We start from the raw sequence: 26,464 nt of genomic DNA, 5'->3' as shown, positions 1-26,464 counted from the left end.
TTCTGAAGCATAAACTATAATATTAAAGGCATCGCACATTACGGTGTGATGCCTTTTTTTCACTGATAGGAAACCATCATATCAGTATAAGGGTAACTAAGACTTTCACCATTAAAGCATGGCGATAAGTCAAGTAATTCTAAACACTGATTGAGAAGTAAAAGTCTATATAAGCGCAGCTACCGATTTAGCCAATAAGTATATGCGATGAACCATGTTTGCGAACAATGTGAATTGGTACGATGCGATAGTAACATGAATATTTTCTAAACGATTATTGGGTTCGCTATTAATCCAATGTTAATAGGGGTGAAACAATGAAATTGAAAACGCAACACATCGTCCTAGTGTTGGTTGCAGCTTTAATCGTAGGATTTGGCGGTGCATATTTTGGAGTTCAATTAGCACAAGGCGACGTTGTTAACGAAACCAAAAAAATTATACCACCAGGTTTAGATGAAGGTGGGGAGTCAAAAACTCCAGCTAGTACACCCGAAAACATGGACAAAGTAGTCCAAGCCTATAAACTAATAAAGCAAAATTACTTAGAAGATGTGAAAGATCAGCAATTAATCGAAGGAGCAATTCAAGGGATGTTAGATACACTTGAAGATCCTTATAGTACGTACATGGACGTCGAAACAATGAAGAACTTTAACGATACAATTGAATCTTCCTTTGAGGGAATAGGCGCAGAAGTAAGTATGGTAAATGGAACCGTTACAATTATTGCTCCGATTAAGGATTCACCAGCAGAAGAAGCAGGTTTACGTCCCAATGACCAAATACTTAGTGTGGATGATGAAAGTTTACAGGGACTCGACCTTTTTGAAGCTGTTGAGAAAATTCGAGGCAAAAAAGGTACTGAAGTTGTTTTGGAAGTAAAAAGACCTGGTGTTTCCGAACCATTTAATGTAACGATAACACGTGATGACATACCATTAGAAACTGTGTATTCTGAAATGAAAACGATAGATGGTAAAAAAACTGGTGTAATTGAAATAACAACGTTTTCGGAACAAACAGCTGAGCATTTTAAGAAGCAATTAGCAGACCTAGAAGAAAAAGGCATGGAAGGTCTAGTAATTGATGTTCGTGGTAATCCTGGAGGCTTACTAAACGCTGTTGAAGAAATTTTAAGAGAATTTATTCCAAAGGATATGCCGTATGTTCAAATTGAGGACGGAAAGGGAAATAAAACACCATATAATTCCGAATTAGAAGAGAAAAAGCCCTACCCAATAAGCGTTTTAATTAACGAAGGTAGTGCGTCAGCGTCTGAAATCTTGGCTGTAGCAATGAAAGAAGCTGGTTATGATGTGGTTGGTACAACAAGTTACGGAAAAGGTACCGTCCAAAAAGCAATACCATTTGGGGACGGCAGTACGATTAAGTTAACGTTCTACAAATGGCTTTCTCCAGAAGGTAATTGGATTCATGAAAAGGGCGTTAAGCCAACAATAAAAGTAGAACAGCCAGATTATTTCTATACAAACCCAATACAAATAAAAGAACCACTGACATATAATCATACTGGCGAAAAAATTGAAAATATCCAGATAATGCTTCGTGGTTTAGGGTATGATCCAGGTAGAAATGACGGCTATTTCAACAAAGAAACAGTAGAAGCTGTTAAACAGTTTCAATCGGATAATGATTTAACTGTGACAGGTGAAGTTAACAAAGAAACAGCTGGCTTGATTGAAACGAAAGTTGTTGAAAAGATTCGAGAAGGAAAAGACGATAAACAGCTTGAAAAAGCATTAAATAGCCTATATTAATAAAATCCGCGGGGGCTCTCGCGGATTTCATTTGTAATCGGTAAGAAATATAAAATTAGTATTTTTTTTGAACTAAATCTACTTATGCAGGAAAATAGCGATTTATGGCGAATAGTTAAAGTTAAGAGATAGCAACGTTGGAAGGTGATCACGAATGGGTGAGTCTTGGTTAATTGAAATCGCAAAAGCTATTGGGAAGTTGTTTATTAATCCATTAACCTACTGGGTTATTTTATTAATTATACTAGCTGGAATACGTAGAGTTCGACGGGAACGTAAAAATTTTGGGGTTAAAATTGTAAATGTTTTTTCTGAATGGAAAGGTACCTGGACTACCTCTATTGTTGCTGGAGTTATCCTAACTGGAATAGCTGTAGGAGTTGGAATTGTATTTTCATATGAAACATTTGCCTTACTTAGTTTAATAAGTATAGTCCTAAGTTTGACGCTTAGATTTACGTTGCTTTCACCAAGTTATACAATTGGTATTACTAGTTTATTGCTATTATTTATCCCTACTATCATTCCATATCAATCGTACATTTCGGAAGAACTTTTTCAAGATATTAATTTTGTAGGTATTGCCGTTTTACTCGGCCTATTACTATTTGTTGAAGCAATTCTTACTTCTCGTACAAATCAGGAAGAAACCTATCCAGATTTAATATTTGGATCGAGAGGAAAATGGATTGGCTTGCACCATCTTAAGAAAATAAGTGTTATTCCCTTTTTTACATTCGTACCGACCGGATTAATTACTCCATTTGCAGATTATTGGCCGTATGTTTCGATAAACGGAGAAACGTACAGTTTGTTATTATTTCCCTTTATTCTAGGATTTGACCATGTGGTTAAAGGTGAATTACCAGATAAAGCTGCAAAAACTATTGGAAAAAAGGTTACCTTTTTAGCAATAATTGTATTGCTACTTGCAGTGGGAAGTTATGTTTATTGGCCGTTATCAATTGTCTCGGCTATTGTCGCAATAATAGGACGCGAATTTATTTCGTTTCAACACCGTGTTAAGGACAGTCAAAAACCAGCTTTTTTTAATCTAAATCGTCGTGGCGTAATGGTTATTGCTGTTATTCAAAATACACCTGCTCAAAGAATTGGAATTCAAATTGGAGAAGTAATCAGTAAAGTAAATGGACAGGCAATCCAGGATGTGACTGAGTTCTACCAAGCGCTTCAAAGGAGCGGTGCCTTTTTTAAACTAGAAGTAATTGATACTGCTGGAGAGGCCCGGATACTGCAAAGTGCATTCTATCAGAACGACCATCATGAACTTGGATTAGTTTTTGTGAAAGATCGCCACCGTCAAAATAACATGAAAGAAAGCATCAGTCCGCAATAAGGCTGATGCTTTCTTTCATGTTATTTAACTTCTACTTTCAATTCTTTATGTGTATGAATGTCTTCTTTTTCAACATGAACGGTAATATGATAAAGGGCTTGATTTTCAAGCGTCATATCCGTTTTATACGTACCGGTTTCTGTTTCGTTTAGATTGATGTACTGATGTTTGTTACTTCCATCTTCCCACACTTCCAATCGAACAAGCGCATTTTCTAATGGTTTACTTTTATGTGTTACCGTTACTGTATATGGAGCAGGTTTACCAGCAGTGATTGTTTCCGGAAATTGTAAGTCCATTTTTGTTTGGCCATGATGATGATGTTCATCCGTTGCTTTCTTTTCATCTGCTGATTCTGAGGTATCTTTATCTACTCCACCAACTACTATTTTTGTTTTAGGCATTGTGTGCATATCTCGTGCTGTAACATGTGATTGGACAAAATAAACTCCATTTTGGTCAAATGTGTTCTCAGCTGTATATGTCCCCTCTTTTTGGTGTTGTGCTTTTATCATCTTGCTTTCCGATTTCGCTCCATCTTTCCATACTTCAAACTCAATTTCACTTGCATCATCAACAGGATTTTCACCCTGAGTAATCGTAACGGACAATGTTACTGCTTCATTTACCGCTGCTTTTTCTGGAACTTCTAGGTTTGCCTTAATTGGTTGTATGGTATCACCATTTGCATTACTTTTATCTGAAGAAGAATCAGTACTAGTTCCACATGCGCTAAGCAACAAGGAAATTAGTAGTACAAAAAATAGTTTTTTCATATGAAGGATCCTTTCTTAAACTGTATAATCTAGTTCGATTATAGATTATTACACGTACGGAAACAATTTATTCTACGTGAAACCTTTGTGAACGATTCTTAACAATGAAAAATGGGTACTATGAATAGTAGATTGAAAAACAAAATTATCGAATATTTGTTCGTGTTTATGTTAAAATAAAGAAACAATTGTGATAAACTAGATTATAGTAGAAACAATCAGAACGGAGGCTTGCTTTGTGATAAATACGTTTGACCTAGTATCCCAGTATAAACCAAGCGGGGATCAGCCAAAAGCGATAAAAGAATTAGTTGAACGCGTAAAAGCAGGACAGCATCATCAGACACTACTCGGTGCAACAGGTACGGGTAAAACATTTACCGTATCCAATGTTGTAGAAGAAATAAATAGACCAACACTTGTGATTGCTCATAATAAAACATTAGCAGGTCAATTATATAGTGAATTCAAGGAATTTTTTCCAAATAACGCTGTGGAGTATTTTGTTAGTTATTATGACTATTATCAACCAGAAGCATACGTTCCATCTAGCGATACGTTTATTGAAAAAGATGCGAGTATCAACGATGAAATTGATAAACTTCGACATTCGGCAACTTCCGCTTTGTTTGAACGGAGTGACGTTTTAATCGTTGCAAGTGTGTCATGTATTTATGGTTTAGGATCGCCAGAAGATTATGGTAGTCAAGTTCTATCTATTCGTATGGGGATGGAAAAGGATCGAGATCAATTGTTACGTGATCTAGTAGATATTCAATATGCGAGAAACGATATTAATTTTCAGCGTGGTACGTTCCGTGTACGAGGAGATTCAGTTGAAGTAATTCCTGCTTCAAAAGAGGAGCACTGTATTCGTATTGAGTTTTTTGGTGATGAGATCGACCGCATTCGTGAAGTAGATGCGTTAACTGGTGAAATTGTTGGTGACCGTGAGCACATTGCTATTTTCCCAGCATCCCACTTCGTTACCCGTGAAGAAAAACTAAAACTAGCTATCGAAAACATTGAACAGGAATTAAAAGAACGATTGGAAGAGCTACGTTCTGAAAATAAATTGTTAGAAGCACAACGGATTGAACAACGAACAAACTATGATATTGAAATGATGAAAGAGATGGGATTCTGTTCTGGAATTGAAAATTATTCACGGCATCTGACCTTTCGAGAAGAAGGATCAACACCATATACATTACTCGACTATTTTCCAGAAGATTTTTTGGTAGTGGTCGATGAATCCCATGTAACACTTCCACAAATTAGAGGAATGTATAACGGGGATAGAGCACGTAAACAAGTACTAGTCGACCATGGATTTAGACTCCCATCAGCATTGGATAACCGTCCACTCATGTTTGATGAGTTTGAAAAGAAAACAAACCAGCTTATTTATGTTTCGGCAACTCCTGGACCATACGAATTGGAGCATACACCAGAGATGACCGAACAAATTATTCGACCTACTGGATTGTTAGACCCTAAAATAGATGTTCGTCCAATTGAAGGGCAAATTGATGACTTAATAGGTGAGATCAACAAGCGAACAGAGCGAAACGAGCGTGTACTTGTTACGACATTGACGAAAAAGATGTCGGAGGATCTTACTGATTACCTGAAAGAACTAGGTATAAAGGTAGCGTACCTCCATTCCGAAATTAAGACACTTGAACGTATTGAAATTATTCGCGATCTACGGGTCGGGAAATATGATGTACTAGTAGGTATTAACTTGTTGCGAGAAGGTCTCGATATCCCAGAAGTATCGTTAGTTGCTATACTCGATGCTGATAAAGAAGGATTCTTACGTTCAGAACGATCGCTAATTCAAACAATGGGTCGTGCTGCCCGTAATGAACAAGGTCAGGTTATCATGTACGCAGATAGAAATACGAGGTCGATGCAGGTTGCGATTGATGAAACAAATCGTAGACGTGAAAAGCAGCTTGCATACAATGAAAAACACGGAGTCACTCCGACCACAATTAAAAAAGATGTTCGTGATGTTATACGTGCAACAATTGCAGCCGAAGAACAAACTGAGTATGAAGAAAAATCGAAGAGCTTGTCTAAGATGACGAAGAAGGAACGAGCAAAAGTCATTGAAAATATGGAAAAAGAAATGAAGGCTGCTGCCAAGGCACTAGATTTTGAGAAAGCAGCAGAGCTTCGTGATGTATTACTTGAATTAAAAGCGGAAGGATGACACAGAGATGCCAAGTAAATCAATAGAAATTAAAGGTGCCAGGGCACATAATCTAAAAAATGTTGATATAACTATTCCCAAAAATAAGCTAGTAGTTCTTACAGGATTATCAGGTTCTGGTAAATCATCCTTGGCATTTGACACAATTTATGCTGAAGGACAACGTCGGTATGTTGAATCATTATCAGCATACGCACGCCAGTTTTTAGGCCAAATGGATAAACCGGATGTTGATACAATCGAGGGCTTGTCTCCAGCAATATCGATTGATCAGAAGACAACGAGTAAAAATCCACGTTCGACTGTTGGAACCGTGACGGAAATTTATGATTATTTAAGATTGTTGTTCGCGCGTGTTGGTAGACCAACCTGTCCGAAACACGGTATTGAAATCAGTTCCCAAACGGTGCAACAGATGGTTGACCGTATTTTGGAATATCCAGAACGAACAAAGATGCAAATTCTTGCTCCGGTTGTTTCCGGTCGTAAGGGTGAACACGTTAAAACTTTCGAGCGGTTGAAGCAAGAAGGGTATGTGCGCATTCGTGTTGACAATGAAATGCGCGAAGTAACCGAAGAAATTAAGCTGGAAAAAAATAAAAAGCATTCGATTGAGGTGGTCGTTGATCGAATTGTTGTCAAAGAAGGAATTGCGACCAGACTGACAGATTCGATTGAAACTGCTTTAACATTAGGAGAAGGTAACCTACTTGTGGATGTTATTGGCGAAGAAGAGCTTCAGTTTAGCGAAAACCATGCTTGTCCAATATGTGGTTTTTCCATAAGCGAATTGGAACCTCGTCTCTTTTCGTTTAATAGCCCATTTGGTGCTTGTCCAACGTGCGATGGATTGGGTACAAACTTAGAAGTTGATATGGATCTAGTAATTCCTGACTGGACCAAGTCGCTAAAAAATAACGCAATTGCGGCGTGGGAGCCGATTAGTTCACAGTATTACCCGGAGTTATTAAAAAGTGTATGCAAGCACTACAGTATCAGTATGACGACACCGGTAAAAGATCTTCCGAAAGATCAAATGGATAAGATTTTATACGGAAGTGGCAAAGAAAAAATTCGCTTTCGTTATGTGAACGACTTTGGAACAGTGCGTGATAATGAAATCGAATTTGAAGGTGTGCTAAAGAATATTGAGCGCCGTTATCGCGATACCTCATCAGATTTCATTCGCGAAACATTGGAAAAATATATGGCACAAAAACACTGTCCAACATGTAAGGGTTATCGCCTGAAGGAAGAGGCACTCGCGGTACTCGTAAACAATAAGCACATTAGTATGGTTACAGATTACTCCATTACCGAGGCGATGGATTTTTTCACTAATTTGGAACTGACGGAAAAAGAGCAAAAAATAGCTAAAATGATATTAAAAGAAATATGTAATCGTCTAGAGTTCCTTGATAACGTTGGGCTTGATTACCTTACTATGTCACGTGCTGCGGGCACATTATCTGGTGGTGAGGCACAACGAATTCGGTTAGCTACCCAAATTGGATCAGCACTTACTGGTGTTCTCTATGTACTAGATGAACCATCGATTGGGTTGCATCAACGTGATAATGATCGATTAATTGGAACGCTGAAGCGGATGCGCGACTTAGACAATACGTTGATTGTCGTGGAGCATGATGAAGACACAATGCTTGCGGCAGATTATTTAATTGATATTGGACCAGGCGCGGGAGAGCACGGCGGTCAAATTGTTGCAAATGGTACACCTGAAAAAGTAATGAAAAATAAAAACTCCTTAACTGGAGAGTATTTATCTGGTAAGCGATATATCTCTTTACCAACGAAACGTCGTAAGCCAAAGAAAACAGCGAATGTTGAAGTCGTTGGAGCAGAGGAAAACAATTTAAAGAACGTTTCTGCAAAATTTCCACTTGGACTAATGACAGTTGTAACTGGTGTATCTGGCTCAGGAAAAAGTACATTAGTAAACGAGATTTTATATAAAAGGTTAGCAAAATCACTTTATAGAGGAAAACATTTGCCAGGCAAGCATAAGAAAATAAATGGTATTAAAAATATCGAAAAAGTAATCGATATTGACCAATCACCAATTGGAAGAACACCACGTTCTAATCCAGCTACCTATACTGGTGTATTCGATGACATTCGTGATGTTTTTGCTCAAACCAATGAAGCAAAAGTAAGAGGATATAAAAAAGGGCGATTTAGTTTTAATGTAAAAGGCGGGCGTTGTGAAGCATGCCGCGGTGACGGAATTATAAAAATTGAAATGCACTTTTTGCCAGATGTTTATGTACCTTGTGAGGTATGTCACGGTAAACGATATAACCGAGAAACATTAGAGGTAAAATATAAAGGAAAAAATATTGCTGATATATTAGAAATGCGTATCGAAGAAGCAGTTGAATTTTTTGAGAACATCCCGAAGATCAGCCGTAAATTGCAAACGATCTATGACGTTGGTCTAGGTTATATCCGTTTAGGACAGCCAGCCACCACGTTATCTGGTGGGGAAGCGCAGCGAGTGAAATTGGCTAGTGAGCTTCATCGACGTTCAACTGGAAAATCATTTTATATTTTGGATGAACCAACTACTGGCTTACACGTTGACGATATTAAAAGATTGTTAGCTGTGTTACAGCGATTAGTTGATAATGGAGATACTGTTTTAATTATTGAACATAACTTAGACGTAATTAAAACAGCAGATCACATTATTGACCTTGGACCTGAAGGTGGCGATCGTGGAGGACAGATTATTGCTACAGGTACTCCAGAGCATGTGGCAGAACAAGAGGCTTCCTATACCGGTCGCTATTTGAAACCAATTCTTGAACGTGATCGTAAACGAATGGAAAATGACATGGCAGCAAAGGAAAAAGTTGGTTCAAAATAAAGTAGCAGGCCGAATTGGCCTGCTATCTTTGTTGTGGGTAAAATTTAAGGTTTCAAAACGGTGGTAAAGTAGATTTTGGATTTAGATGAAATGGGGGAAAGGAAAAAGTAGCAAGTGGATACCGTGGAAAGTTGTTCATTGAGCAGAGTGAAAGGAAAAAGTAGCAAGTGAATAAAGAGAAAAGCCGTTCATAGGTGTTGGAATGTGCGAAACGTTGTGAGTGGTTCACAAATCATGTGGAAAATACTGATAGAAAGTTAGAGTTCCTCAACCGGTCAAATATTTTGACGATGTACCATTGTTTGGGTAAGGTGAGTAAAGAAGGTATTTTGGGAGGAAATGTTGATGAAGCCAATTGAAATAAATGAAGTACAACAATTATTTGATCAATTTTGTAACAAAGAAGTTTATGTCCATCTAGAAACAACGAATGGTGCGTATGCAAGCCATTTTGATGATAAAGCCTACAATGTTGGCGCATATATTCGTAACGCAAAAGTGACATTTTCTCAGGCTAAGATAGTCGGTAATGGTAAAACGTATAGAGCCGGATTGAAAATGGATTTAGGTTGGATTTATGCAGAAGGGCTAACCGATTGGGTAGTTGACAAGGATAATAGACTGTTAATGGCCGGTCATGATCGTGAAGGACGATTGATGGTTTCGTTAGAGATTAGCGAGACCCCATTTAAGCATTAGAATCAGACAAAGGAATGGTGAATAGAATGGAGAAACATGTAGTAGTCATTTATCCGCATCCAGATGACGAATCGTTTGGTGCTTCCGGTACAATTACAAAATTTCGTGAAGAAGGTGTACCTGTTACCTATCTATGTGGAACACTTGGTGAGATGGGACGCAATATGGGTTCACCAACTTTTGCAAATCGTGAAACACTTCCAGAAATCCGTAAAGAAGAACTTATCCAAGCGTGTACTATTTTAGATATGGATCTTCGGATGTTAGGGTATCGAGATAAAACGCTAGAATTTGAAGATCGTACAGAAGTGGCAACAAATCTTAAAACGATATTAGAGGAAATTAAGCCAAGTCTCGTAATTACACATTATCCCGGGCATGCGGTACACCCTGATCATGATGCGTTAGGGGCAGCAGCAATTGAAGCCGTTCGTATGATGGAACCTGAAGAACGTCCCACAGTATGGGCACAAGCGATTACCAATACATTTTATGACGATCTTGGAAAGCCTGATGTTACGAATAACATTTCCGATTATTTTGATAAAAAAATGGAGGCTATTTCCGCTCATAAATCCCAGGCTGATGGGATATTAGGCAAGTTTCGGGAAAATCCAGAAATTGCTTCTGATTTAAAAGAAGAAGCAAAAAAACGACTTGGAAAAGAACGTTTCTATATTTGGAAGTATGATTGATTTACCAAAGACGAGGAGGTTTTTCGATGAAGCGTTTGACTAGATCCAGATCAGACCGTATGGTTTCAGGTGTTTTAGGTGGAATCGCGCAGTATTTTAACATTGATTCAACCATTGTTCGTCTCGTTTTTGTCGTATTAACAGTGATGAGTGTTTTCGTATTATTGCTTATCTATTTTGCTGCAATGATCATTATCCCTGATGAACAGGAGATACGCTAATGTTTTTGCGTTGGTTCATGTCAATCTTTTTAAATGCTGTTGCATTGGTCGCAGTAGCTCAATTGTTTAATTCATTTCAGCTTGATGGATTCGGTACAGCAATTGTTGCTAGCCTTATTTTATCCATCTTAAATGTTATCGTAAAACCTTTTTTGATTCTCTTAACACTTCCGATCACGTTTGTGACTTTTGGGTTATTCTTATTTGTGATCAATGCTGTGACCTTAATGATAACGCAGGCAATAATGGATGATGCGTTTATCATATCAGGATTCGGAACAGCGTTAATCGCTTCAATTATTATCTCTATTTTAAATATATTACTAAATCAACTAATTAAAGATACAATTAGAAAATAATAAAAATGCATATACTTGTGGAGAAAACGACCAGATCGAATCCAGATTTGGTCTTTTCTTATCTTAAAATGACCATAACACATTATGCCAGGGTGATGTGGTAAGAATAATGGTTTTGTTATTTGCGCAAATCTTTCCCAACTTGGGTTTTTCTACACTAGAGTCCAATTGTATTCTAACCTATACTATATATGCTACAATGTAAATCAGTTAGTTTGTTGTACAAGCGGAGGGACATAGAATGACAATTGTTCGCACGGAAGACTTATTAGATAATTTCAACTTGACACTAGTTGCTGGTAACGATGGTGTACATAGAGAAATAACAACTAGTGATATTGCACGTCCAGGGATTCAAATTACGGGTTTTTTTAAATATTATCCAAAAGAACGTTTACAATTGATTGGCAAAACGGAAATGGCTTATTTTCTCGAATTAGATCAACAGAAGCAGAAAGAGCGCTTTGCTCGCTTATGTACGGATGTGACACCAGGTATAGTTGTAACACGGGATATGGAAATTCCTCAAGTGATGATAGACGCTGCAAATCAATCGGGTGTTCCAATATTACACTCGCCTAGAAAAACGACTCGGGTTATTAGTAGATTAACGAATTTTTTAGAGGCAAAATTTGCGCCGTCTACAGCCATCCATGGTGTACTCGTTGATATCTATGGTGTCGGTGTGTTAATTACTGGACAAAGTGGAGTAGGTAAAAGTGAAACAGCACTTGAGCTAGTTAAGCGTGGGCATCGCTTAGTAGCAGACGATAGTGTTGAAATTCGTCAGGAGGATTATGATAGCCTGATTGGAAATTCGCCGCCACTTATCGAGCATTTATTAGAAATCCGTGGTCTGGGTATCATTAATGTCATGACATTATTTGGTGCTGGATCGGTGCGGAATTATAAAAAAATATCGTTAATTATCCATTTGGAGATTTGGGATGAGAAAAAGCAGTATGATCGTTTAGGACTGGATGAGGAACATATGAGAATTATGGATGTAAATGTACCAAAGGCAACCATTCCAGTTCGGCCTGGTCGAAATCTTGCAGTAATTATAGAAGTTGCGGCAATGAATTTTCGTTTAAAGCGAATGGGTGTAAATGCAGCCGAAGAATTTTCCGAACGATTAACAAGTATGATTGACCAAGGAACAGATAAATAAAGGATTGGAGTGAAAGAAATGACGTGTAGTGCACCTTCGTTAGACCGTGTATTTTTAGAGTTAGGTTCGTTAACGATTTATTGGTATGGTGTAATAATTGCCTTCGGTGCCTTTCTCGGTCTATATCTAGCAGTAAAAGAGTCTGATCGTTTAGGCTTAAAGAAAGATTTATTTGTTGATGTAGTTGTATTTGCGATTCCAATTGCTATAATATTTGCGCGTGCATACTATGTTATTTTTGAATGGGAAGAATATGCAGGAGGACCTTGGTGGGACATTTTTGCAATATGGAACGGTGGAATTGCAATCCATGGCGCATTAATTGGTTCCGTGTTAACTGCGGTTGTTTTTGCCCGTGTGCGTAAAGTATCTTTCTGGCAACTTGTTGATATTGCAGCTCCAAGTATCATTCTTGGTCAAGCAATTGGTCGTTGGGGAAACTTTATGAACCAGGAAGCACATGGGGGACCAATTTCAGAAGCTACATATAATAATTTTCATCAATACTTACCAGACTTTATCATGAATCAAATGTGTATCGGCGGAACAATGTATCACCCAACGTTCTTGTACGAATCGTTTTGGAATATATTAGTATTTGTGTTCCTACTTATTCTACGTCGTTACAATCCACTACGTGGTGAAGTATTTTTAAGCTATGTGATAACGTATTCGATTGGACGTTTCTTTATCGAAGGTATGCGCACGGATAGCCTTTATGTAGTTGGAGAGCTTCGTGCTGCACAATTAATATCCGTTATTCTTGTTGTAGGTGCGACTGCATTGATTATCTATCGTAGAAAGTCTTCAAGTGTTAATAGACGTTATGACAGTACGAAAATATCACATTCTAAAAAGAAGAAATAGTTTATAAAAGACAGCAAGTAGTCAATTTAAGATTGTATGGAATCAATTATTCCTGTTTCTAGTAAATGTTGTTGTCTTACCTTCGCGAGTGGGGTATATTGCGAAATAGTGAAAATTTATGCTTATGTTACCAACAACATTGATTTCCGCTTCGGTTAAGGCTAGTGAAGTAAGTAATACTTTCGATCGTACCGGAAAAATTGCATGCAGGTGTCAGCCAGCGGACACACGATCTCTTATTTGTGAAAAGTAAGGGTAAATGCGCTTGTTATCGGACTGAGGATTCCTTATTTGGGTAAAAGCAGTTGAAAATCATGTTTTTTAGCTGAATAAGGCATCGTGTGTCCGTTAATCCTCAAAATAAAGGTGAAAAAGGTAAATAAGGCATCCTCAGTCCGATACCCAAAAGGGTCCTTGATGTACATGCACCAAGTTACGTCGCGGTTCACTTATTTTGTGACAAAACAACAATAGATACAGCTATTCGAAAATGACAAAGTAACAACTAAGTGTTTTTAAACAGAAAGAGGGATGGGCGTTGGGCGGAATTATACAACGGGGTTTTAAGCAGGGATTACAGGTGACATGGACATTAGGGAAAGTTATATTTCCCATTACCCTATTGATAACGATTCTTCAATATACGCCTGTATTACCATGGATCATTAAACAAATAAGTCCAATTATGGGCTTATTTGGTTTATCAGGCGAAGCGGCAGTTCCATTAGTTTTAGGAAATGCGTTAAATTTGTATGCGGGAATCGCTGCAATCGTTTCGTTTGATTTTACAGTAAAGGAAGTTTTTATTCTCGCAGTAATGCTTTCATTTTCACACAATCTATTTATTGAGTCGACTGTAGCAGCAAGAGTGGGTGTAAGTGCTTGGTTTATCGGAGGAATTCGAGTATCGTTAGCAATAATATCTGGGGTCGTCATCAATCTATTTTGGAATGGAGGAAATGAGCAGGCAGAATACGGACTTATTTCAGATTCACCAGCTGTTTTAAACAGTTGGAATGAGATTGCATTTCATGGTGTACAAACGGCTTTAATTGCAGTGTTACAACTTGCAATAATTGTTATTCCGCTCATGGTTATCATGCAATTTTTACGTGAAAAAGGGTGGCTTACAAAATTCTCCAATATGCTTGCTCCTTTTACGAAACTGCTGGGAATGGAACGAAATACATCCATGACGCTCGTAGCAGGCCTTACGATTGGATTAGCATATGGCGCTGGTCTAATGATTCAGGCTGTTAAAGAAGACGGTGTATCAAAAAGAGATATGTACTTAGCATTGATATTTTTAGTTTCATGTCATGCGGTTGTTGAGGATACGCTAATCTTTATTCCACTCGGTATTCCAGTATGGCCACTATTAGCAATACGATTGAGTACTGCTATCGTTTTGACAATCATTGTTTCTTTATTATGGAAACGACCGGAACAGGTAAAAAGAAAGGAAATGGCAAATGAAAATTCATACGATACTTTTTGATTTAGACGGAACGTTAATTGATACAAATGAACTGATAATTGCCTCGTTTTTACATACATTTGAGCATTATCAATTGCCAATCACCCGAGAAGAGGTATTACCATTTATAGGACCAACGTTGAAGGATACGTTTGATCGTGTTAACCCGAATAAGTCGGAGGAAATGATCCAGACTTATCGTGAACACAATTTACATCATCATGACGATTTTGTTGATGCATATCCACATGTCGTTGATACACTAAAAAAGTTAAAAGAACAAGGACTAAAATTAGGAATCGTAACAACAAAAATGGGTCCAGGTGTGGCAATGGGGTTAAAGTTGGTTGGACTAGATAACTTTTTTGACACCGTTATCACACTTGATGATGTTACACATCCAAAACCGCATCCAGAACCTGTTTATAAAGCGATGAAAAACCTTAATGCGGATGCCTCCACGACACTTATGGTTGGCGATAATTTTCATGACATTGAAGCGGGACAAAATGCAGGTGTGCAAACAGCTGGAGTGGCATGGACAATTAAAGGCAGAGAGACACTAGAAAAGTTAAATCCAACTTATATGCTTGAGGATATGCGAGATTTATTTACCATTGTAGGAGTGTAACACATGCGAAATACGAAACGGTATCGTGTTGAAAAGTCAAATTCCTTGTGGCAGATATATAAAACAGTATCTTTCTGGAAAGTGATGAAAAATTTTATCGTTATCCAGCTAGGTAGGTACTCTCCTTTTTTATCAATGAAGAATTGGCTATACCGGACATTTCTCGGGATGAAAGTAGGAGATAAAACAGCTTTTGCACTAATGGTAATGCCAGATGTGATGTTTCCAGAAAAAATTACGATTGGAGCTAATTCAATTGTTGGTTACAATACAACAATATTGGCACATGAGTATTTGATTAAAGAATACAGAATCGGGAATGTAGTAATTGGTGACGAAGTGATGATCGGCGCAAACACAACAATCCTTCCAGGCGTAACGATTGGTGATCGAGCGATTGTTTCTGCTGGTACACTTGTACATAAGGATGTGCCAACGGGGTGTTTTGTTGGAGGCAATCCGATGAAAGTTATTTATACAAAGGAAGAAATGGAACAACGTTTAGAAGATGATTTATTTTAACTGGACTACCTACTTTTGGGATAGTTGATTGGAGAGAAAGGCAGTCGACTCCTGCGGGAAAAGCAATCTTTATCTGCGAGGAGTGCCAACAACTCTGAATCCACATGCAACACGACGAGCAACAGCCGAAGACCCCGCAGGAAGTGTTTTTCTTCCGAGGAGGCTGAGGCGTTGCCCGCGGAAAGCGACTGCCTGTAACGAAAATCAACGTTGCACTTATTTCGCAATTTCCTTCGACTACGAATCTGTTTAATAATTTACTTTATGTTACCTTTGTTGAAATAGACTTACATAACTGCTAAAAAAGATTAGGTCTAATGATACCAGCGAGTGAGACATCATGGAAGTATTTTATACAGGAGGCATTCATCATTGAATTTACCAACTGGCATATTACCTGCAATACGGAGTATGAAGGATTTTGACAAAGCAATAAACACAGACCATGATACTGTTGTATTGTTAGAAACCAGGCTATCTCAACTAAAAAATCTTGTCGTGTATGTACATCGTCATAAGAAAAAAATTATCATCCATTTTGATTTAATTCACGGTTTGAAAACGGATGAGTATGCAATGGAGTATGTGGTGCACGAGGTTAAACCTGATGGAATAATCTCGACAAAAGGAAATATAATTGGTCTAGCCAAAAAACATAACATCATGGCTATCCAACGAATATTTCTATTAGACAGCATAGCTATAAAGCATAACCAAGCATTGATCGGAAAAGTAAAACCGGATTGTATTGAAGTGCTTCCGGGTTTACTACCAACATATATTCAACATTTAGTTAACGAAACCAATGTTCCAGTAATCGCTGGCGGACTAATTACCAACCAAGATGAAGCGCAGCTAGCGCTCGAAGCTGGGGCAATTGCAGTCTCTACATCCGAAACATCTTTATGGTAAAGAGGAGGAATTATGGTGGAAACATTTATTTTGTCATTGGATCAAGGTACAACAAGCTCACGTGCAATTCTTTTTAATCATAATGGAGAAATTGTTGAAACAGGACAAAAGGAATTTGAACAATTTTTTCCAAAACCAGGATGGGTAGAGCATGATGCGGATGAAATTTGGACGTCCATGCTTGCCTGTATTTCCGATGTATTACGGAAAGCAAACGTTGAACCTAGTCAGATAGAAGGAATTGGGATAACCAACCAGCGTGAAACAACTGTGGTATGGGATAAAAATACTGGTAAGCCAATTTATAAAGCAATTGTTTGGCAATCTAGACAAACAGCGGAGATATGTAACCAATTACGAGAAGATGGCTATAATGATACATTCCGTGACAAAACTGGGCTATTACTTGACCCTTATTTTTCTGGTACAAAGGTAAAGTGGATATTAGACAATGTGGACGGTGCAAAAGAGAAAGCAACGAATGGTGACTTGTTATTTGGAACGATTGATACATGGCTTGTATATAAACTAACTGGTGGAAAAACCCATGTTACAGACTATTCCAATGCTTCTCGGACGTTAATGTATAACATTTATGATTTAGCTTGGGACGAGGAACTGTTAAAAATATTAGGGGTACCAAAGTCTATGTTACCAGAAGTCAAACAATCCTCAGAAGTTTACGGTAAAACTGTCGATTATCATTTCTTTGGCCATGAGGTTCCGATAGCAGGAATTGCTGGGGATCAACAAGCAGCCTTGTTCGGACAAGCATGCTTTGAAAAAGGAATGGCAAAAAACACGTATGGAACCGGTTGCTTCATGCTAATGAACACGGGTGAAGAAGGTGTTAAATCTGATAACGGATTGTTAACGACTTTGGCGTGGGGTGTGAATGGTAAGGTTGAATATGCGCTAGAAGGAAGTATATTCGTAGCAGGATCAGCTATTCAATGGTTACGCGATGGTTTGAAACTTATCAATAGTTCACCAGAAAGTGAGCCATTAGCAAAAGCAGTTGATTCTACAGATGGTGTGTACGTTGTGCCAGCATTTGTTGGACTTGGAACACCATATTGGGATAGTGATGTTCGTGGTGCAGTTTTCGGATTGACACGAGGTACTAAAAAAGAGCATTTCGTTCGGGCGACACTGGAATCGTTAGCCTATCAAACCCGTGATGTACTGGACGCAATGATTGCTGATTCAGGAATCGAGTTAAAAACGTTACGTGTCGATGGCGGCATGGTCAAAAATGACTTTCTAATGCAGTTTCAGAGTGATGTAATTGGAACATCTGTTGAACGCCCAGTAGTTAATGAGACCACAGCACTTGGAGCAGCATATTTGGCTGGACTTGCAGTAGGCTTCTGGGAAAACAAACAGGAAATTGCTGACCAGTGGAACATTGATAAAACATTTGATAATAAGATGGATGAAAACGAACGAAAAGAATTGTATGAAGGTTGGAAAAAGGCTGTGAAGGCAGCACAAGCATTTAAATAGGAGTTTATTTTCTTTTCTTAACAGCAGGAATATGCTAGACTAAAAATAAGTTAATAATTGGTCGGAGATTTGGAGAAACCACAAAACGCTAATGTATGTACATTGGTTCGTTTTGTGGTTTTTTCTATTTCACGATACATGAAACAGCTATATTTAGGGTATTTGTAAGGTAGGAATAATTCGGATAGAGGAGTGATGACGATGACCATTTTTTCTAGCAAAAGACGGCAGGAAATTTATGATAACCTAACGAAACATGAGTTAGACCTTCTTGTCATTGGTGGGGGGATTACTGGAGCAGGGATTGCGCTAGATGCTGCTACACGAGGTTTAAGAACTGGTGTAGTAGAAATGAATGACTTTGCAGCAGGAACTTCTAGTCGTTCGACCAAGCTTGTGCACGGAGGGTTACGGTATCTAAAGCAGTTTGAAGTAAAAATGGTAGCTGAAGTTGGGAAGGAACGCGCTATCGTTTACGAGAATGGACCACATGTAACTACCCCCGAATGGATGATGCTTCCTTTCCATAAAGGAGGTAACTTCGGTCCATATACCACGAACCTTGGGCTACGTGTTTATGATTTTCTTGCAGGAGTAAAAAAAGATGAACGCCGTACAATGCTTAAGCCGACTGAAGCAGTGAAGCGTGAACCACTTATTAAAAATGATGGTCTAAAAGGTGCGGGATATTACGTAGAATACAAAACCGATGATGCCCGTTTAACGATTGAGGTCATGAAAAAAGCTGTTCAGCACGGAACTCATGCAATTAACTACACAAAAGTGATTGATTTTATCTATAATGATGCAAAAAAAATAATCGGTGCAATTGTTGAGAATCAAATTACAGGTGAGCGTTTAAAAATATTTGCAAAAAAAATAATAAATGCCGGAGGGCCTTGGGTTGATGAATTGCGTGCAATTGATGGCTCTAAAAAAGGTAAGACACTTCATCTTACAAAAGGCGTTCATGTAGTATTTTCGAATGAACGATTTCCATTAAAACAAGCAATTTATTTTGACGCACCTGATGGCCGAATGATTTTTGCCATTCCACGAGATGACAAGACGTATGTAGGCACTACTGATACAACGTATGAGGGGAATATTGAACATCCTACTATGACGGAAGAAGACCGGGATTACTTACTGGAGGCAATTAACTACATGTTTCCAACGCTTGCTATCAATAAAAACGATGTTGAATCAAGCTGGGCTGGGTTACGACCATTAATTTCAGAAGAAGGGAAAAGTCCAGACGAGATTTCTCGTAAGGATGAGATTTTTATTTCTGATTCTGGCCTAATTTCAATGGCTGGAGGAAAACTAACAGGGTACCGAAAAATGGCAGAACATGCAGTGAATACAGTGGCTGATCAATTGAAAAAAGAAAAACAGATTATCTTTACCCACTCACTAACAAAAAATTTACCGATTTCGGGCGGAGAAGTAGGCGGGTCAAAAGGCTTCACCGAATTTAAAACGAATAAAGTCACGGAGGCAATTAATCAAGGAATTGAAGAAAAATCAGCAGAGAGACTTGTTCAAAAATATGGAGCAAACATAGACGTGTTATTCTCCAACTATAAAAACAAACAAGAAGAAGCAAAGCTTGCTGGAATTGATCCTCTAGTTTTCGCGGAGTTATTGTACGGGATGGAACAGGAGTTGGTGTATAAGCCAGTTGATTTTTTCATCCGTCGGACAGGAGCTTTATATTTTGATATAGATTGGGTTCGGACGCACAAAGATTCTGTAATCGACTATATGACGGATAGCTTGGAATGGTCAATTGAACAAAAACAGGCATATACCGAAGAATTAGATCAGTTATTAGTTGAAGCAGTTAATCCGGTGAATTAAGTAAAAAGCTTTATCCAATTAACACCGGATAAAGCTTTTTTTAGAGCAAAGAAAGTATAAACGAAAAGCTGTCTAGCTCTAGCGCCCAGAAGCTGCCGTCATAAGCAATGGACACTTCGAACGCTAAAACCATGCGTTCTACGGTCCCTTGCTTATGCGTCCGCTTCTAAACGGGCGCTTGCGCTTTTCTTATTGAACTAGTTTTTATCCATAGATTATCCATCTATAAATCTAGTTCCAAGTATGGTATACTTTGTTCGGTATGTATTGACAGTAGGGGGATAACCATGCAAGACGTGAAAAAGAAACAAAATAAATTAATAAACAATGTTGTCCCTTTTATTCCAGAAGGTGATTTTTATTTTACGAAGGGTGTAGAATCCTTTCAAAAAAGAAAATTTGACGTTGCTGTTAAATGGATGAAAAAAGCGATAGAATTTGCGCCAACTGAGCCATTGTATCAATGTCAATTATCTATTGTATATACGGAAATTGGAGCCTATCATGCAGCAAACCAATTGTTGACAAAGGTGCTTCAATCGACTGGTGATAAATATGCGGACTGTTATTATTTGTTAGCAAATAATTATGCTCATCTAGGTTTATTAAATGATGCAAAAAAATATGCAGAGTCTTATTTAACGTGTGAGCCTGATGGTGAATTTCAAGAAGAAGCAAGTACACTATTAGAAATGCTTGATATTGACGACATCGAAGAAGACGATTGGAATATGGAAGAGGAAGACGAGCTTCTAATTTACCAAGAAACCGTGTTTAACCATATGGAATATATGGAATGGGAAAAAGCATTACCCTTATTAGAAGAAATGATGGCATTGTTTCCAGACCAAAAAATGATTAAACATGATTACACACAAGTATTGTTCTTCAATTCCTTTCAGGATGACGCAATAACAATGGAATTAGATACCTTAAAAGAAAATCCAAATGAATTGTGTTCTCATATTAACTTGGCTATTTTTTATTATGAACGTGGCGATAAACAATACATGGCCCACATAAATGCACTATTAAATGTGTATTCTATTCATGAACAACAAAAATTGAAAATCGCAATGACGTTAGCGCGTACAGAATATTACCTTGAAGCATTTAATCGATTTAAGGCGCTGTCAAAAGGTGTCTTAAAAGGGCATCCATCGTATTATCGTTGGTTTAGTATTGCTGCTTATTACATTGGTGAAATAGAACTTTCAGCTAAATTATGGAGTGAAGGATGTAAACGTCATCCATTGTTGAGTAAAGAAAACCATCCCTTAAATGAGCAGAACATTAGACGAACCTAAATACATCTTATACTATATATATGGTTTAAGTTAAAGTGTGTGTTCAAAAAGGAGGATAAAAAGGACCGAGAAGTTCGAGGCAGCGTAGCTTTGAGTACCAGAACGTATGTTATTAATACGTGAGGAACGGAAAAGCTAGCTAACAAAGAAATTCGAAGTGTCATTTTTACTGGACTTTTTGAACATTCTCTAAAATAATATTATTGTAAATAAAGGGGCGGTTAGTAATGTCCGAGGATCGAATTTTTGATGTAATTATCGCGGGAGCAGGACCTGCAGGTATGACTGCTGCAGTCTATGCATCACGAGCAGACTTAGATACGTTGATGATTGAACGAGGTATACCAGGTGGTCAAATGGCTAATACAGAGGATGTAGAAAACTATCCTGGTTATGAACACATTTTGGGACCTGATTTATCGAATAAGATGTTTGAACACGCAAAGAAGTTCGGTGCTGAGTATGCATACGGTGATATTAAGGAAGTAGAAGATCACGGTGATTATAAGCTAGTTAAAGCTGGTAAACACGAATATAAAACGCGTGCACTAATCATCACGACTGGAGCACAATACAAAAAGCTTGGCATTAGTGGTGAGGAAGAATTAGGTGGCCGTGGCGTTTCATACTGTGCTGTTTGTGATGGAGCATTCTTTAAAGAGAAAGAATTAGTGGTTATTGGTGGTGGAGACTCAGCAGTGGAAGAAGGAGTTTACCTTACACGTTTTGCAAAAAAAGTAACGATCATCCACCGTCGTGATGAACTACGTGCACAGAAAATCCTTCAGCAACGTGCATTTGATAACGATAAAATCGAGTTTATCTGGGATACAGTTGTGAATACAATTAATGGTCCTGACGGTAAAGTAAGTAGTGTTACACTTGAAAATCGTAATACAGGTGAGAAAAAAGAATTTGATGCTGAGGGTGTATTTATCTATATAGGGATGGTTCCGTTAAGCGAGCCTTTTAAAACGCTTGGTATCACAAATGATGAGGGATACATTCCAACAAATGAAAATATGGAAACAAGTGTACCGGGAGTATTTGCCGCTGGAGATATTCGCGATAAAGAACTTCGACAAATTGTGACGGCAACCGGGGATGGCAGTATCGCAGCACAATCTGCACAAAGCTATATCGAAAATTTATTAGAAAAAATGAAGTCTGCTAACTAATTCACTCAGTGTAAAGAAACATTTGCAGAAAGTAATTACTTTTTAACGCTGTTGTAACACGTTCGCAACAATTTTGGGGTACAATATAATTAACTAATTGACCCCCTTTTAATAGATAAATTAGTTTTATGCACAGGTGAACTGCACCTGTGCATCTTTTTTTGTTTATAATACGCTCCAAAAAGCTTGTCCTAACATGTCGAACCAACTAGGATCCCAAAAGCAAAACATATCCTTGTTGGTTTGATTTTTTTCATTGTATAATAGTAGTAATGTATGAGAATCACTGATTAGATGCTTATGGTAAAAAATGAGTAAACTGTGGAGTAAGAAAAATGCTTCACTGCTCAATATAAACATTGCTTTACATTATATTTGTCCTACACGCTCAGTAGCGGACAGAGGATTCCTTATTTGCCTTTTTAGGCGCGATTTTGAAGATTAACGGACACAGGATGTCTTATTCAGTGAAAAAAGCATGATTTCTACCTATTTTAACCTAAATAAGGTATCCTCAGTCCGCAAACTGCCACATTTGCCCGTATTTTTCACAGATAAGGAATCGTGGGTCCGATTACTGCATTCAGCAAGGCTTAGTGCAAGCACGCTAGAAGCCTAGCGTAGTGTTTTTCTGTAGCTGCCTTCAGTTATTATAAATTTTAGCAACAATTAATGAGCTTCAATATATAAAATCTTCCTCTTAAGAGAGGTGTTAATATTGCAACGTGTAACGAATTGTATATTGATACAACACGATAAAGTGTTGTTACTTAAAAAACCGAGACGTGATTGGTACGCTATTCCAGGTGGGAAAATGGAAATAGGAGAGTCCATCAAGGAATCCGTACTTCGCGAATACCGGGAAGAAACAAACTTGAAATTACTTGATCCTAAGCTAGCTGGCGCATTTACATTCACTATTCATGACGAACAAGAAATTGTTCAAGAATGGATGATGTTTACGTTTATTTGCACGGAATACGATGGAATTCTAACGGATTATTGTGATGAAGGAATTCTTGAATGGGTTGATCGTGATAAAATTAAGGATTTACCAATGGCAGAAGGAGACAGAAAAATATATGAGCATGTTTTAGCAAAAGACGATGTCTTATACGGTTCTTTTTCCTACACAAAAGAGTATAAGTTATTAAACATGCGATTTGATTCAGCCACACTTTAAGGGGGTTACAAAATGCTAAAACAAGAACAAGAAACAAAGCTTGTAATCATTACAGGAATGTCAGGTGCAGGTAAAACTGTAGCTGTACAAAGCTTTGAAGATTTGGGCTATTACTGTGTCGATAACCTTCCTCCAGCCTTGCTACCTAAATTCCTTGAGTTAATGCGTGATGCTACAAATACGATTCGAAAAGTAGCGTTGGTGATGGATTTGCGTGGACGCGAATTTTTCGACTCATTATTTGAAGCATTAGACGTTCTTGGTGAAGAAGAATGGTTACATGAACATATTTTATTTTTAGATGCAAAAAATGAGGAGCTTGTTACAAGATACAAGGAAACAAGACGATCTCATCCGTTAGCTGTAGGTGGTTTGCCGTTAGAGGGAATCCAACAGGAACGGGTTGTACTTGATGAATTGCGTGGAAGAGCCCAACGAATAATCGATACAACTAACTTAAAGCCGCGTGAGTTACGTGAAAAAATCTTGAAAGCATATACAGATGATAAGCAAGAGATTTTTTCTGTGCACATGGTTTCATTTGGTTTTAAATATGGACTTCCAATTGATGCAGACTTAGTATTTGATGTCCGTTTCCTACCAAACCCACATTATGTTTCACACATGCAGCCATTGACGGGCTTAAACCCTGAAGTATCTTCCTATGTATTTAAGTGGTCAGATACGCAAAAGTTCAATGAGAAGGTACTTGATTTGCTACAATTCATGCTTCCTCAGTATAAAAAAGAAGGAAAGTCACAATTAGTTGTTGCGATTGGCTGTACTGGTGGTCAACATCGCTCTGTTGCACTTGCTGAACATTTTGCCAAACAGCTTTCATCTAACTATATTACACATATCAGCCATCGTGATATTGATAAACGAAAGGGAAAATCTTCGTAATGGAAGAAAATCAACCGAGAGTAGTAGTTATCGGTGGTGGGACAGGTATGCCTGTCTTATTAAGAGGCTTGAAGCATTTACCGATTCATTTAACTGCATTAGTTACTGTTTCCGATGATGGCGGAAGTACGGGTAGAATTCGAAATGAAATGGCTATGCCTGCACCTGGGGATATCCGAAATGTAATTGCTGCACTATCAGATGCGGAACCAATGCTACTGGAGTTATTTCAGCATCGTTTTGCAAATGGTAATGGTCTTATTGGGCATTCTATGGGAAACCTATTACTTGCAGCAATGACATCGATAACAGGGGATTTTTATACCGGGATAAAAGAGATTTGTCGCGTGTTTAATGTGAAAGGTAAAGTGTATCCGATCTCTAATGAAAATATGACCCTGCATGCCGAAATGGAAGATGGATCGATAATTATTGGGGAATCCAGTATCCCGCTTGCTAACAAACGAATTAAACGAGTTTTTCTAACACCAGATGCAATTAATCCTCTGCCAAATGCTATTGAAGCTATTCGAAAGGCGGATCTAATCGTGGTTTCACCAGGTAGTCTGTATACGAGCATACTTCCCAATCTAATCATTCCTAAAATTGATGATGCGATTCGCTCATCAAAAGGTAAAGTGGTTTATGTATGTAATGTCATGACTCAAGCAGGAGAAACGACGGGTTACACAGCTTCTGAGCATGTTCAGGCAATAATCGATCATGTTGGTGATGGTTGCATGGACTCTATTATCGTTCACAATGAACCAATTACCAAACAGGTTCGCGATTTATACGCGGAAGAAAACGCAGAACCAGTAGTCTATGATATCGACAAACTTCTTGAGATGGGTATTCGCATTATTGAAGGTGATATCATTAACTACGATCAAACAACGATTAGGCACGATACACATAAAATTGCTGATTTACTATTTTCTCTTTTGAATGAAACGAAGCAACGCCCGTCAAATGGTTAATCGGGGAGGTGAAGGGGTTGTCTTTTGCATCTGAAATAAAAAAAGAATTAACATCAATCGAAATCGATTCTTGTTGCACATTTGCAGAATTGTCTGCATTAATACGAATGAATGGAGCTATTTCTGTTTCAAGACAGGAATACTTACTAGATGTACAAACGGAAAATGCTGCAATTGCACGTAGAATCTATACGCTGATTAAGAAACAATACAATATGCCGGTAGAACTATTGGTTAGGCGTAAAATGAAACTTAAAAAGAATAATGTATATATCGTTCGATTAAAGGAAGATGTCCGAGAGCTTTTGTCGGATCTAGGAATTTTGCAAGAGCCCTACACCTTTATTCGTAATATCTCACCAAAGTATATTAAGAAAAATTGCTGTAAGAAATCCTACCTGCGGGGAGCGTTCCTTGCTGGGGGATCGATTAATAACCCAGAAACTTCGTCCTATCATTTGGAGATTTCAAATTTTTATCAAGAGCATAATGATGCCTTATGTGATTTATTAAATAATTTTAATCTCAGAGCAAGAAAGTTGGAACGAAAGAAGGGCTATATTACGTATATAAAAGAAGCGGAAAAAATTACGGAGTTTTTAAGCATAATTGGCGCACATAATGCATTATTTAAGTTTGAAGATGTTCGTATCGTACGCGACATGCGTAATTCAGTTAATCGAATTGTAAACTGTGAGACTGCAAACTTAAATAAAACGATCGGTGCAGCGTTTCGACAGATTGAAAACATTAAACTGATTGACCGTACAGTAGGATTGGATGCACTGCCAGATAAGCTTAAAGAAATTGCAGAACTACGAGTACAGCACGAAGACATTTCTTTAAAGGAACTTGGTGAGCTAATTTCAATTGGTAAAATTTCAAAGTCTGGTGTAAACCATCGATTGAAAAAAATTGATGAATATGCCAATAAACTTCGTAAAGGTGAAGAGATATAATGATTTGCG

Annotated in this window: 23 protein-coding genes; 22 read left to right on the top strand and 1 reads right to left on the bottom strand. The window is 37.9% G+C overall.

Features of this window, described 5'->3' with window-relative positions:
• The first annotated feature begins 317 nt into the window (after positions 1 to 317).
• A complete protein-coding gene (locus ACY9Z2_RS07420; RefSeq protein ID WP_463608983.1) occupies positions 318 to 1,781 on the top strand; it encodes a S41 family peptidase in 1,464 nt (487 codons plus the stop codon).
• 154 nt (positions 1,782 to 1,935) lie between these two features.
• On the top strand, positions 1,936 to 3,138 hold the full coding sequence (locus tag ACY9Z2_RS07415) for a PDZ domain-containing protein (RefSeq protein ID WP_463608982.1): 1,203 nt from the start codon (positions 1,936 to 1,938) through the stop codon (positions 3,136 to 3,138).
• A gap of 20 nt (positions 3,139 to 3,158) precedes the next feature.
• Here the strand turns inward: ACY9Z2_RS07415 and ACY9Z2_RS07410 are convergent, their stop codons facing one another.
• Positions 3,159 to 3,914, bottom strand: coding sequence for a FixH family protein (locus tag ACY9Z2_RS07410; RefSeq protein WP_463608981.1), 756 nt, complete (start codon positions 3,912 to 3,914; stop codon positions 3,159 to 3,161).
• 238 nt (positions 3,915 to 4,152) lie between these two features.
• Here ACY9Z2_RS07410 and uvrB point away from each other — a divergent pair, with 238 nt between their 5' ends.
• The 20 genes from uvrB to whiA all read left to right on the top strand — a co-directional run bounded on the left by uvrB (position 4,153) and on the right by whiA (position 26,455).
• On the top strand, positions 4,153 to 6,135 hold the full coding sequence (gene uvrB, locus ACY9Z2_RS07405) for an excinuclease ABC subunit UvrB (protein ID WP_463608980.1): 1,983 nt from the start codon (positions 4,153 to 4,155) through the stop codon (positions 6,133 to 6,135).
• Between the two features lie 7 nt (positions 6,136 to 6,142).
• A complete protein-coding gene (uvrA, locus tag ACY9Z2_RS07400; protein ID WP_463608979.1) occupies positions 6,143 to 9,022 on the top strand; it encodes an excinuclease ABC subunit UvrA in 2,880 nt (959 codons plus the stop codon).
• 345 nt (positions 9,023 to 9,367) lie between these two features.
• Positions 9,368 to 9,721, top strand: coding sequence for a YojF family protein (locus tag ACY9Z2_RS07395; RefSeq protein ID WP_463608978.1), 354 nt, complete (start codon positions 9,368 to 9,370; stop codon positions 9,719 to 9,721).
• A 26-nt stretch (positions 9,722 to 9,747) separates the two neighbouring features.
• Positions 9,748 to 10,416 (top strand): bacillithiol biosynthesis deacetylase BshB2, encoded by a 669-nt coding sequence (bshB2, locus tag ACY9Z2_RS07390; protein ID WP_463609030.1) that lies wholly within the window; start codon positions 9,748 to 9,750, stop codon positions 10,414 to 10,416.
• 26 nt (positions 10,417 to 10,442) lie between these two features.
• Positions 10,443 to 10,637, top strand: a complete 195-nt coding sequence (locus tag ACY9Z2_RS07385) for a PspC domain-containing protein (RefSeq protein ID WP_463608977.1) — start codon at positions 10,443 to 10,445, stop codon at positions 10,635 to 10,637.
• Entirely contained in the window at positions 10,637 to 10,996 is a 360-nt protein-coding gene (locus ACY9Z2_RS07380) for a phage holin family protein (protein WP_463608976.1), read from the top strand. Before ACY9Z2_RS07385 ends, ACY9Z2_RS07380 begins: the two co-directional genes overlap by 1 nt.
• Positions 10,997 to 11,237: 241 nt before the next feature.
• Positions 11,238 to 12,167, top strand: coding sequence for an HPr(Ser) kinase/phosphatase (hprK, locus tag ACY9Z2_RS07375; RefSeq protein WP_463608975.1), 930 nt, complete (start codon positions 11,238 to 11,240; stop codon positions 12,165 to 12,167).
• Positions 12,168 to 12,185: 18 nt separating this feature from the next.
• Positions 12,186 to 13,034 (top strand): prolipoprotein diacylglyceryl transferase, encoded by an 849-nt coding sequence (lgt, locus tag ACY9Z2_RS07370; protein WP_463608974.1) that lies wholly within the window; start codon positions 12,186 to 12,188, stop codon positions 13,032 to 13,034.
• 538 nt (positions 13,035 to 13,572) lie between these two features.
• A complete protein-coding gene (locus ACY9Z2_RS07365; protein ID WP_463608973.1) occupies positions 13,573 to 14,532 on the top strand; it encodes a nucleoside recognition domain-containing protein in 960 nt (319 codons plus the stop codon).
• A complete protein-coding gene (ppaX, locus tag ACY9Z2_RS07360; RefSeq protein WP_463608972.1) occupies positions 14,507 to 15,142 on the top strand; it encodes a pyrophosphatase PpaX in 636 nt (211 codons plus the stop codon). Before ACY9Z2_RS07365 ends, ppaX begins: the two co-directional genes overlap by 26 nt.
• Positions 15,143 to 15,145: 3 nt before the next feature.
• On the top strand, positions 15,146 to 15,664 hold the full coding sequence (locus ACY9Z2_RS07355) for an acyltransferase (RefSeq protein WP_463608971.1): 519 nt from the start codon (positions 15,146 to 15,148) through the stop codon (positions 15,662 to 15,664).
• 372 nt (positions 15,665 to 16,036) lie between these two features.
• A complete protein-coding gene (locus tag ACY9Z2_RS07350; RefSeq protein ID WP_463608970.1) occupies positions 16,037 to 16,576 on the top strand; it encodes a glycerol-3-phosphate responsive antiterminator in 540 nt (179 codons plus the stop codon).
• A gap of 12 nt (positions 16,577 to 16,588) precedes the next feature.
• Positions 16,589 to 18,082, top strand: a complete 1,494-nt coding sequence (glpK, locus tag ACY9Z2_RS07345) for a glycerol kinase GlpK (protein WP_463608969.1) — start codon at positions 16,589 to 16,591, stop codon at positions 18,080 to 18,082.
• 201 nt (positions 18,083 to 18,283) lie between these two features.
• A complete protein-coding gene (locus tag ACY9Z2_RS07340; protein WP_463608968.1) occupies positions 18,284 to 19,945 on the top strand; it encodes a glycerol-3-phosphate dehydrogenase/oxidase in 1,662 nt (553 codons plus the stop codon).
• A 287-nt stretch (positions 19,946 to 20,232) separates the two neighbouring features.
• The gene (locus tag ACY9Z2_RS07335; RefSeq protein ID WP_463608967.1) at positions 20,233 to 21,252 is read left to right on the top strand and encodes a tetratricopeptide repeat protein; all 1,020 of its coding nucleotides are present in this window, start codon (positions 20,233 to 20,235) and stop codon (positions 21,250 to 21,252) included.
• 227 nt (positions 21,253 to 21,479) lie between these two features.
• Positions 21,480 to 22,430, top strand: a complete 951-nt coding sequence (gene trxB, locus ACY9Z2_RS07330; protein ID WP_463608966.1) for a thioredoxin-disulfide reductase — start codon at positions 21,480 to 21,482, stop codon at positions 22,428 to 22,430.
• 709 nt (positions 22,431 to 23,139) lie between these two features.
• On the top strand, positions 23,140 to 23,613 hold the full coding sequence (locus ACY9Z2_RS07325; protein WP_463608965.1) for an NUDIX hydrolase: 474 nt from the start codon (positions 23,140 to 23,142) through the stop codon (positions 23,611 to 23,613).
• A gap of 12 nt (positions 23,614 to 23,625) precedes the next feature.
• The gene (gene rapZ / locus ACY9Z2_RS07320) at positions 23,626 to 24,516 is read left to right on the top strand and encodes an RNase adapter RapZ (RefSeq protein ID WP_463608964.1); all 891 of its coding nucleotides are present in this window, start codon (positions 23,626 to 23,628) and stop codon (positions 24,514 to 24,516) included.
• Positions 24,516 to 25,496 carry a gluconeogenesis factor YvcK family protein gene (locus tag ACY9Z2_RS07315; RefSeq protein WP_463608963.1) on the top strand — a complete coding sequence of 327 codons (981 nt, stop codon included), beginning with the start codon at positions 24,516 to 24,518 and terminating at the stop codon, positions 25,494 to 25,496. Before rapZ ends, ACY9Z2_RS07315 begins: the two co-directional genes overlap by 1 nt.
• A gap of 17 nt (positions 25,497 to 25,513) precedes the next feature.
• Positions 25,514 to 26,455: a DNA-binding protein WhiA gene (gene whiA, locus ACY9Z2_RS07310; RefSeq protein ID WP_463608962.1), complete on the top strand. Its 942-nt coding sequence runs from the start codon at positions 25,514 to 25,516 to the stop codon at positions 26,453 to 26,455.
• Positions 26,456 to 26,464: the final 9 nt, after the last annotated feature.

The organism is Virgibacillus sp. GM2-2 (assembly GCF_055329585.1).
This window is presented reverse-complemented; position numbering and strand designations above follow the sequence as displayed.

Coding starts and splice junctions, on each gene's coding strand:
- ACY9Z2_RS07420 (WP_463608983.1), top strand. CDS start 318: ATGAAATTGAAAACGCAACACATCGTCCTAGTGTTGGTTGCAGCTTTA.
- ACY9Z2_RS07415 (WP_463608982.1), top strand. CDS start 1,936: ATGGGTGAGTCTTGGTTAATTGAAATCGCAAAAGCTATTGGGAAGTTG.
- ACY9Z2_RS07410 (WP_463608981.1), bottom strand. CDS start 3,914: ATGAAAAAACTATTTTTTGTACTACTAATTTCCTTGTTGCTTAGCGCA.
- uvrA (WP_463608979.1), top strand. CDS start 6,143: ATGCCAAGTAAATCAATAGAAATTAAAGGTGCCAGGGCACATAATCTA.
- ACY9Z2_RS07395 (WP_463608978.1), top strand. CDS start 9,368: ATGAAGCCAATTGAAATAAATGAAGTACAACAATTATTTGATCAATTT.
- bshB2 (WP_463609030.1), top strand. CDS start 9,748: ATGGAGAAACATGTAGTAGTCATTTATCCGCATCCAGATGACGAATCG.
- ACY9Z2_RS07385 (WP_463608977.1), top strand. CDS start 10,443: ATGAAGCGTTTGACTAGATCCAGATCAGACCGTATGGTTTCAGGTGTT.
- ACY9Z2_RS07380 (WP_463608976.1), top strand. CDS start 10,637: ATGTTTTTGCGTTGGTTCATGTCAATCTTTTTAAATGCTGTTGCATTG.
- hprK (WP_463608975.1), top strand. CDS start 11,238: ATGACAATTGTTCGCACGGAAGACTTATTAGATAATTTCAACTTGACA.
- lgt (WP_463608974.1), top strand. CDS start 12,186: ATGACGTGTAGTGCACCTTCGTTAGACCGTGTATTTTTAGAGTTAGGT.
- ppaX (WP_463608972.1), top strand. CDS start 14,507: ATGAAAATTCATACGATACTTTTTGATTTAGACGGAACGTTAATTGAT.
- ACY9Z2_RS07355 (WP_463608971.1), top strand. CDS start 15,146: ATGCGAAATACGAAACGGTATCGTGTTGAAAAGTCAAATTCCTTGTGG.
- glpK (WP_463608969.1), top strand. CDS start 16,589: ATGGTGGAAACATTTATTTTGTCATTGGATCAAGGTACAACAAGCTCA.
- ACY9Z2_RS07340 (WP_463608968.1), top strand. CDS start 18,284: ATGACCATTTTTTCTAGCAAAAGACGGCAGGAAATTTATGATAACCTA.
- ACY9Z2_RS07335 (WP_463608967.1), top strand. CDS start 20,233: ATGCAAGACGTGAAAAAGAAACAAAATAAATTAATAAACAATGTTGTC.
- trxB (WP_463608966.1), top strand. CDS start 21,480: ATGTCCGAGGATCGAATTTTTGATGTAATTATCGCGGGAGCAGGACCT.
- rapZ (WP_463608964.1), top strand. CDS start 23,626: ATGCTAAAACAAGAACAAGAAACAAAGCTTGTAATCATTACAGGAATG.
- ACY9Z2_RS07315 (WP_463608963.1), top strand. CDS start 24,516: ATGGAAGAAAATCAACCGAGAGTAGTAGTTATCGGTGGTGGGACAGGT.